Source organism: Streptomyces sp. NPDC048192, assembly GCF_043202415.1.
In the GTDB taxonomy this organism is placed as follows: domain Bacteria; phylum Actinomycetota; class Actinomycetes; order Streptomycetales; family Streptomycetaceae; genus Streptomyces.
In genome coordinates this window covers 549,163-558,052 of sequence record NZ_JBIDAL010000004.1, presented here as the reverse complement: position 1 = coordinate 558,052, position 8,890 = coordinate 549,163, and the positions used below count along the sequence as shown (strand labels likewise).

The window sequence follows — 8,890 nt, the reverse complement described above, 5'->3', positions numbered from 1 at the left end:
GGTGCTTTCCAGGCTCCCGCGTTTGTCTCGCGGTTTCCTTTCCGGCGTTTCCGACTCTATCAGATCCTTTCGGCGTCTGACTCCCAGTCAGGGGGGCTTGTCCTCCCGGCCGTTGGCCGTTCCGACGTCTCAAACCTTAGCGGATCCGCTCGGCGATTCCCAATCGGGCCACCGGACTTCCATTCGAATCGAATTCGGGCACGCCGAAATCAACCCGTCCGGGAGATCGTGCTTCTGGTGTGAGGGGTGCCGCTCGGGGCGGCTGAGTGCTGCCGGAGAACCGTTACGGCTCCGTGGCAACCCGAAGAACTTTACGGATCGCCCAGGGGCGTGTCAACACCCCCCTGTCAAGATTTTTTACGCCGGTCTCAGTCGAGGTCGCTGAGCCGGCCGCCGGCGTCCGGCTGGGCGTGCTCGACCCGGCGCAGGAGCCTGGTCAGCACCTCCCCGAGGACCGCGCGCTCCGCAGGAGTGAGGTCCTGGAGCAGGTCCTCCTCGAACACGGTCGCCAGGCGCATGGCCTCCAGCCACTTCTCTCGCCCCTCCGGGGTCAGCTCGACGATGACTCGGACGCGGTTGGACTCGTCCCGTTCACGGGTGACCAGTCCTTCGGAGACCATGCGGTCGATCCGGTGGGTCATCGCGGCCGGGGTGAGTCCGAGCCGCTTGGCGAGCTCGCTCGGGCCCATGCGATACGGGGCGCCGGAGAGGACGAGCGCCTTGAGCACCTCCCACTCGGCGTTGCTGATACCGAGGGCGGCGGTCTGGCGGCCGTAGGCGACGTTCATCCGGCGGTTGAGCCGGGACAGCGCCGACACGATCTTCTCGACCTGCGGGTCGAGGTCCTGGAACTCGCGCTGGTAGGCGGCGATCTGCTCTTCGAGCGTCGGCTCTGTGACGCCGGGGGTGTCGGCCATGGGCGCAGTATCGCACGCAGGGCCTTTGCGTTGAAGTCCTTCGCTGTGTAGTCTTTAGATTCGAACTTTAGCTTTGAAGTCTTCAGGTCTAACTAGTGAGAGAGGTGAACGTGACCAGGGCGATGGGCGCAGCGATGCGCCGGATCCACGTGGGCAACGCACTCAGCGCGTTCGGGCTCGGCTTCACCGTCCCCTACCTGTACGTCTATGTGGCGCAGGTCCGGGGGCTGGGAGCCATGACGGCGGGTTTCGTGCTCGCCGTCTTCGCCGTGGCCGCACTGATCGTGCTGCCGTTCGCCGGGCGGGCGATCGTCCGGCGCGGCCCGCTGCCGGTCCTGCTCGCCGCCCTGGTCGCCGCCTCGCTCGGCGCGCTGAGCCTGGGCCTCGCGGGCGGCGCCGCCGCCGTGCTGCTGTCGGCCGCGGCGCTCGGCGCCGGGCAGGCCGTGATGCAGCCGGCGCTGGCGACGATGATCGTGGACTGCTCGTCCCAGGACACGCGGTCGCGGGCGTTCGCCACGCAGTTCTTCCTCCAGAACCTGGGGCTCGGTATAGGCGGCCTCATCGGCGGCCACCTCGTCGACGCCACGCGCGTGTCGTCGTTCACGCTGCTTTTCTCCGTCGAGGCGGCCATCTTCCTGCTGCTGGCCGGCGTGATGGCGACCGTGCGGATGCCGCACTCGCCGCGGATGGCGGACGCGCCCGCGCGGTCGGCGAAGGGCAGTTGGAAGCAGCTGCTCGGGAACCGGGCGATGGTGCAGCTGTGTGTGCTGGGTTTCGTGCTGTTCTTCGCCTGCTACGGCCAGTTCGAGTCCGGGCTGAGCGCGTACGGCGTGGAGGCGGCCGGGATATCCACCTCCGCGCTGGGTACGGCGCTGGCGGCGAACACCCTGATGATCGTGGTCGCCCAGTTCGCGGTGCTGAAGTTCGTGGAGCGCAGCCGGCGCTCCCGGGTCATCGCCGGGGTCGGTCTGATCTGGGCCGTGGCCTGGGTGGCCGCAGGGTACGCGGGGCTGGGGCACGGCAGCCGGGAGATGGCGACGGCCGCGTTCGTGTCGACGTACGCGCTGTTCGGGCTCGGTGAGGCGATGCTGTCGCCGACGGTCGCTCCGCTGGTCGCCGACCTGGCTCCCGAGGGGATGGCCGGGCAGTACAACTCGGCGTTCGCGCTGGTCAAGCAGCTTGCGCTGGCCGTCGGGCCGGCGGTGGGCGGGCCGCTGGGGGCTTCGCTGCCGGCTCCGTACGTGGTGACCTTCCTGGCGTTCTCGGTGACGATCAGCGTGCTGGCGCTGCGGCTGGGCAGGCAGCTCACCCCGGTGCAGGACCGTCCCTGGCTCGCCCGGACCCGGGTGGTCGCCCGGGGTGGAGCGCCTGCGGAGTCGCTGGCCGCGTAGGTGCGCGCGGCACCCGGCGCCGGCCGGCAGCCCCGTGGTGCTACCCCTTCGGCAGGGCGAACTCGCACCACACGGCCTTGCCGCCGCCCGGTGTGCGGCGGGAGCCCCAGCTGGAGGCGATGGTCGCCACGATGGCGATGCCCCTGCCGGACTCGTCGGCCGGTTCCGCGCGCCGTCGGCGCGGGAGGTGGTCGTCGCCGTCCGTGACCTCGATGATCAGTCGGCGGTCGGTGCGGCGGAGCCGCAGTCGCATGGGCGGCGTGCCGTGCTGGAGGGAGTTGGCGACCAGCTCGCTCGCGGCGAGCACGCCGAGATCGTGCAGCTCGGCCGGGAAGCGCCAGCTCGTCAGCACGCCGGAGGCGAACGCGCGGGCGCGGGGAGCGGCCTCGACGCCACCGAGGAGTTCCAGGGCGGCGTTGCGGAACAGGTCGCCGTCGGGGCCCGTACGGGCGGGGTGCTGGAGGACGAGGACGGCGACGTCGTCGTCGTGGTCGGCGGTGACGCCGGCCGAGCGGACCAGGCGGTCGCAGATCACCTGCGGGGTGCCGGTCGCGCCGGCGAGGGCGCCCTCCAGCGCCGCGATGCCCTCGTCCAGGTCCTCGTCCCGGCGCTCGACCAGGCCGTCCGTGTAGAGGACGGCCGTGGAGCCCGGGCCCAGGGCGATGGAGCCGGAGGAGTGCACCCAGCCACCGGTGCCGAGCGGCGGGCCGGTGGGCTCGTCGGCGCGGGAGACCGTGCCGTTCTCGTCGCGGACGAGGATCGGCAGGTGGCCGGCGGAGGCGTACACCAGGCGGCCCTCGTTGGGGTCGTGGACGGCGTAGACGCAGGTGGCGATCTGGTTGGCGTCGATCTCGGCGGCGAGGCCGTCCAGCAACTGGAGCACTTCGTGCGGGGGCAGGTCCAAGCGCGCGTAGGCCCGGACGGCCGTCCGCAGCTGGCCCATGACCGCTGCCGCGCGCACGCCCCGGCCCATCACGTCCCCGATGACGAGGGCCGTGCGGCCGCCGCCGAGGGTGATCACGTCGTACCAGTCGCCGCCGACCGCGGCCTCGGTGCCGCCGGGCTGGTAGGTGGCGGCGATGCGCAGGTCGTCGGGTTCCTCCAGCTCCTGCGGGAGCAGGGAGCGCTGGAGGGTGACCGCCGTCTCGCGCTGGCGGCGTTCGCTGGCGCGCAGCCGCTCGGCGGCCTCGGCGTGGTCGGTGACGTCGGTGGCGAAGACCAGGACGCCCGCGTCGCCGTCGCCGTCCTCCGCGACCGGGGTGCAGGTGAAGGTGTAGGAGCGGCCGTCGAGGGCCTTGCGGGACTTCAGCGTGCGAGGCTTGCCGCTGCGCAGCACCTGGTCGAGGAGCGGGAGCAGGCCCAGTTCGGACAGCTCCGGCAGCGCCTCGCGCGCGGGCTCGCCCAGCGGCCGTACGCCGAAGGCCGCCGTATAGGCGTCGTTGACGTACGCGATGCGGTGGTCGGGGCCGTGCACCAGGGCGACGAGGGCCGGGACGCGGTCGAGGACGTCGCGCGCGGGCAGTTCGTCGACGGCGGGCACCGGGAATGTGCCGTCGGCCGGCTGTCCGGCGCGGGCCGCGGGCACGGAGCCTTCCCCCCGCCGGTCCGGGGAGACCGGGGTCTCGGTCCGCGCGGCGGCGCGGCGCTGCGTTCCGGGGAGCCGGGCGCTCCAGCGCGTGAAGTTCACTTGGGAAGAAGCCTCGTGGGTGCTTAAGGGCGGGCGGGTGCCCGTCCGAGGACGTGGGGCAGTCTGTCAGGGGGCGCGCCGCGGCGACATCCGTCAGACGCCTGGGCGGGCCGGGGAGTTCCTGGGTCCGGTCAGGACGACCCTTTCGGGTCGTCCGAGGGGTTGTGAGGAGGCTTTCCACCGGCGGCGAGTTCGAACTCCGCGCGGGGGTGTTCGAGCGAGCCGAGCGAGACGATCTCCCTCTTGAAGAGCCCGGCGAGGGTCCATTCGGCGAGGACCCGGGCCTTCCGGTTGAAGGTGGGCACCCTGCTGAGGTGGTAGACGCGGTGCATGAACCAGGCAGGGTAGCCCTTCAGCCTGCGGCCGTAGACCTGTGCGACGCCCTCGTGGTAGCCGAGGGAGGCGACCGAGCCGACGTACTTGTGGGCGTACGTCTCCAGGGGCTCCCCGCGCAGCGCGTGGACGATGTTGTCGCCGAGGGTGCGGGCCTGGCGGACGGCGTGCTGGGCGTTGGGCGCGGTCTCGGTGCCGGGTTCCGCGGCGGTGACGTCGGGTACGGCGGCGGCGTCCCCGGCCGCCCAGGCGTGCTCGGTGCCGTCGACGGTCAGCTGGGCGGTGCACTTCAGCCGGCCGCGTGCGGTGAGCGGCAGGTCGGTGGCGGCCAGCAGGGGGCTGGGTTTGACGCCGGCGGTCCACACGACCGTGCGGGTCGGGAAGCGCTGGCCGTCGCTGAGGACGGCGACGCGGTCGGCGCAGGACTCCAGGCGGGTTTCGAGCAGGACCTGGATGTTGCGGCGGCGCAGCTGGGTGACGGTGTAGCGGCCCATCTCGGCGCCGACCTCGGGCAGGATCCGGTCGGAGGCCTCCACGAGGATCCACTTCATGTCCTCGGGGCGGACGTTGTGGTAGTAGCGCGCGGCGTAGCGGGCCATGTCCTCCAGTTCGGCGAGCGCCTCCACGCCCGCGTAGCCGCCGCCGACGAAGACGAAGGTGAGGGCGGCGTCGCGGATCGCGGGGTCGCGGGTGGAGGAGGCGATGTCCATCTGCTCGATGACGTGGTTGCGCAGACCGATGGCCTCTTCGACGGTCTTGAAGCCGATGCCGTACTCGGCGAGGCCGGGGACGGGCAGCGTGCGGGAGACGGAGCCGGGGGCCAGCACCAGTTCGTCGTAGCCGAGGAGTTCGGCCGGTTTTCCCTCCTCGGCGGTGGCAAGGGTGGTGACGGCCGCGGTGCGCACCGCGTGGTCGATGGACGTGACCTCGCCGACGACGACATGGCACCGGTCCAGGACGCGCCGCAGCGGTACGACGACATGGCGGGGCGAGATCGAACCCGCGGCCGCTTCGGGAAGGAACGGCTGGTACGTCATGTAGGGGTCCGGGGTGACGACGGTGATCTCGGCCTCACCCCGCCTCAGCTCGCTCTTCAGCCTCCGCTGGAGCCGCAGTGCCGTGTACATCCCGACGTAGCCGCCGCCGACAACCAGAATGCGCGCACAGTCCTTCACCATCCCATGACGCACCCGGCGCAGTTGTTTGTCCACAGCCCCGGCAATTTGTGTGACCGGCGGCCGGGTGTGCGCGGGGCCGGCCGTGCCGCCGGAGCGGGACGAAACGGGGCAGGTCAGCGAGGGTGGGCGAGGATACGTGAAGGTGATCAAAGGGGATGTAGCGGACCCGTACTCCGATCGGGGGGCGCAGTGTGCGGAACCTGCCCCTTCTGAATTGACTTCCTCTCAACTATGTTCGTGTGTCTACGGGGTGTAGGGAATGTGGTCGAACGGGTTCCGCGACGGGCGGACCCGGTCGAGAACGACGTCAGTTCCACGCACTTCGCGACAGAGGCGGGGAGTCTCCGGGGGGAGACGTCATTACCGGGGGAAATACATGCATGTTCAGGACACGCATTGGTCATCCGCAGCCGCGCTCGCACCGGGCGGCGTGGCGATGAACGCGGCGGTGGGCAACGGGCGCGCGGACGGGTCGCGTACGGCTCCGCTGCGGGTGGACGCACAGCGCAATCTGGAGCACGTGCTGCGTGCGGCGCGTGAGGTGTTCGGCGAGCTGGGGTACGGCGCGCCGATGGAGGACGTGGCGCGGCGCGCCCGCGTGGGTGTCGGCACGGTGTACCGGCGCTTTCCCAGCAAGGACGTCCTGGTCCGGCGCATAGCCGAGGAGGAGACCGCGCGGCTGACCGAGCAGGCGCGGGCCGCGCTCGGGCAGGAGGACGAGCCGTGGTCGGCGCTGTCCCGGTTCCTGCGGACGTCCGTGGCGTCGGGGGCGGGGCGGCTGCTGCCGCCGCAGGTGCTGCGGGTCGGCTCCGCACCGGGCTCCGCCGCTGCGGCCGGGCCGGGTGCGCCGGTGGGCGCCGCCGAAGAGGCCCGGGTGCCCCAGCAGCGGGTGCAGCCGGGGGGCGGGGAGCTCCGGCTGGTGCCGGAGTCCGGCCAGGACGCCGAGGACAGCGGGGTCGGGGCGCTGCTCGACGTGGTCGGGCAGCTGGTGGAACGGGCCCGGGCGGCCGGTGAGCTGCGGGCGGACGTGTCGGTGGGGGACGTGCTGCTGGTGATCGCCACAGCGGCGCCGTCCCTGCCGGATGCCGCGCAGCAGGCGGCGGCGTCGGCGCGGCTGCTGGACATCCTGCTGGACGGGCTGCGGTCGCGTCCCGCGTAGCGGCCCCGCCGAGCGGGAGCGGGCAGGAGGGCGGACGGACCCGTGGTCCTCGGGCCGCGGGTCCGTCGTCGTTGGTTTGTCGCTGCTCCCCCACGTGTCCGGCTGCGCGCCAGGAGCCGTACGACCCCCATCACGCCGGAGCCGCGGATCGCACGCCTCTCAGCGGTGCGGTTCACCCGTTCGAGGAGCAGGCGAAAGTCTGTGGCGACCGCAGTCCTCGGATGAGTGGATGCCGTGAACATCGGGGCCTTGGCCGGAAGTCGCTGTGGCACCCTGTGCCGGTGATGGATCGGGCTGGTCGGGGGTCGGGGGCTTTCCGCGATGGGCGTTGACGGGTGGGACGAGTCACGCGGTGACGACGCGGAGGCCGCCGGGCCGGCGGGGCCGCAGGTGCCGAACCAGGGCGGACCGCCGGTTTCCGCGGGGCGCGGCGAGCCCAACGTGCCCGCCCAGCGTGAGGGCAGCGTGCTGCCGCCGCCCCGGGAGACGCCGCCCGACGACGGCGAGCTGATCGAGCGGATGCGCGGCGGCGACGACTCCGCGTACGAGGAGCTGTACCGGCGGCACGCGGAAGCCGTACGGCGCTATGCGCGCACCTGCTGCCGGGACGGGCACACCGCCGACGACCTGACGGCGGAGGTCTTCGCGCGGATGCTGCAGGCGGTGCGCGGGGGCTCCGGGCCCAGGCACGCCGTCCGTGCCTATCTGCTGACCTCCGTACGGCGCGTCGCCGCGCACTGGACGAAGTCCGCCCGGCGCGAGCAGCTCGTCGACGACTTCGCCGTCTTCGCCCAGCAGGCCACGCGCGTCCCCGAGGCGCCCGACGACAGCGCGTCCATGGGTTCCTTCGGAGCGGGTCTCGACCTGGGCGCCGATGTGCGGGCGATGCACGAGGCGGAGCAGTCCCTGGCCATGCAGGCTTTTCGCTCGCTGCCCGAGCGCTGGCAGGCCGTGCTGTGGCACACCGAAGTCGAGGACGAGTCCCCGAGCGAGGTGGCCGTCCTGTTCGGGCTGGACGCCAACGGCACGCGCGTGCTGGCGAGCCGCGCCCGCGAGGGGCTGAAGCAGGCCTATCTCCAGGCCCATGTCAGCGCCTCCCTCGCCGGTGACGAGGAGTGCGCCCGCTACGCCGACCAGCTCGGCAGCTACGCCCGCCGCAAACTGCGCGTCCGAGCGGAACGGGGCCTGCGCAAGCACCTCGAGGAGTGCGCCAAGTGCCGGCTCGCGGCCGCGCAGATCGAAGAGGTCGCCGGCGGTATCCCCGGCGTCGTCCCGGTCGCGGTCATCGGCTGGTTCGGGGCCGCCGGGTACGCCAAGGCGCTCGGGATCGTCGCGGGCAGCGCCGGGGCCGGTGCGGCGGGTGCGGCCGCGGCGGCCGGCGGGTCGTCCGGCGGGGCCGGTGGCACGGGCGGCGCCGCGGCGTCGGAGGGGCTCGGCGCCCCGGTGAAGGCGGGGATCGCTGCCGGTGTGGTCGCGGTGGCCGCCGCCGCGGTGGCGCTGGCCCTGGTGAACGACAGCCACCCACCGGCGAAGGAGGCCGCCAAGCCGGCCCCGTCCGCGCCCGTCGTACAGCCCCCGGCACCGACGCCGGCCCCGTCGGCGAAGAAGCCCTCGCCCCGGCCGGTGGTGCTCGCCCCGAAGCCGTCTCCCACCCCGTCTCCCACCCCGACGCCCACACCCACACCGAAGCCCACTCCCCGGCCCAGGCCGGCGCCCACCCCGACGCCGACGCCGACGCCCCCGGCGAGTCCCACGCCGACGCCCACTGCCCCTCCGGCGCCCACCGTGTACCAGGTCAGCGCCCTCGACTACGACGTCGCAGGCGACGGCACCAAGCCCGAGATCCGGCTCGGCGAGAGCAGCTGGGTGTGGCAGCGCTACGGCCTGTCGATCGACGGCAAGCAGTACGCGCACGGGGTGACCGTGCGCGGCGAGTCCTCCGTCACCATCGCCCTCAACCGCCAGTGCACCGCGTACGACGCACTGGCCGGCGTGGACGACATGACGCTCGGCCTGGGCAAGGTCTCCTTCTCCGTCTACGCCGACGGGGTGCGGCTGTGGCAGTCCGGCATGGTCAAGGGAAACGACCCTGCCGTGCCCGTCCATGTGAACCTGACCGGGCGCAGGACCGTACGGCTCGTGGTGCGGCCGCACAGCAACCTCTTCGACCGGGCGGCCCTCGCGGACTGGGCGGAGTCCCGGTTCACCTGCCGGTAGGCCCCCGC

The 8,890-nt window shown here is 72.7% G+C and carries 6 protein-coding genes; 3 read left to right on the top strand and 3 right to left on the bottom strand.

Annotation, left to right across the window (positions count from 1 at the left end):
- Positions 1-368: 368 nt before the first annotated feature.
- Positions 369-917, bottom strand: coding sequence for a MarR family transcriptional regulator (locus tag ACGFZN_RS10805; RefSeq protein WP_360153713.1), 549 nt, complete (start codon positions 915-917; stop codon positions 369-371).
- A 110-nt stretch (positions 918-1,027) separates the two neighbouring features.
- On the opposite strand from ACGFZN_RS10805, the gene ACGFZN_RS10800 reads away from it, so the two are divergent.
- A complete protein-coding gene (locus ACGFZN_RS10800) occupies positions 1,028-2,308 on the top strand; it encodes an MFS transporter (protein WP_393858101.1) in 1,281 nt (426 codons plus the stop codon).
- 40 nt (positions 2,309-2,348) lie between these two features.
- Here ACGFZN_RS10800 and ACGFZN_RS10795 read toward each other — a convergent pair whose 3' ends face one another.
- The gene (locus ACGFZN_RS10795; protein WP_393858100.1) at positions 2,349-3,995 is read right to left on the bottom strand and encodes a SpoIIE family protein phosphatase; all 1,647 of its coding nucleotides are present in this window, start codon (positions 3,993-3,995) and stop codon (positions 2,349-2,351) included.
- Between the two features lie 131 nt (positions 3,996-4,126).
- Positions 4,127-5,506 carry an NAD(P)/FAD-dependent oxidoreductase gene (locus ACGFZN_RS10790; protein ID WP_393858099.1) on the bottom strand — a complete coding sequence of 460 codons (1,380 nt, stop codon included), beginning with the start codon at positions 5,504-5,506 and terminating at the stop codon, positions 4,127-4,129.
- Between the two features lie 376 nt (positions 5,507-5,882).
- Between ACGFZN_RS10790 and ACGFZN_RS10785 the strand changes: the two genes are divergently transcribed.
- A complete protein-coding gene (locus tag ACGFZN_RS10785; protein ID WP_393858098.1) occupies positions 5,883-6,665 on the top strand; it encodes a TetR/AcrR family transcriptional regulator in 783 nt (260 codons plus the stop codon).
- A 321-nt stretch (positions 6,666-6,986) separates the two neighbouring features.
- Positions 6,987-8,882: a sigma-70 family RNA polymerase sigma factor gene (locus ACGFZN_RS10780; RefSeq protein WP_393858097.1), complete on the top strand. Its 1,896-nt coding sequence runs from the start codon at positions 6,987-6,989 to the stop codon at positions 8,880-8,882.
- Positions 8,883-8,890 lie beyond the last annotated feature (8 nt).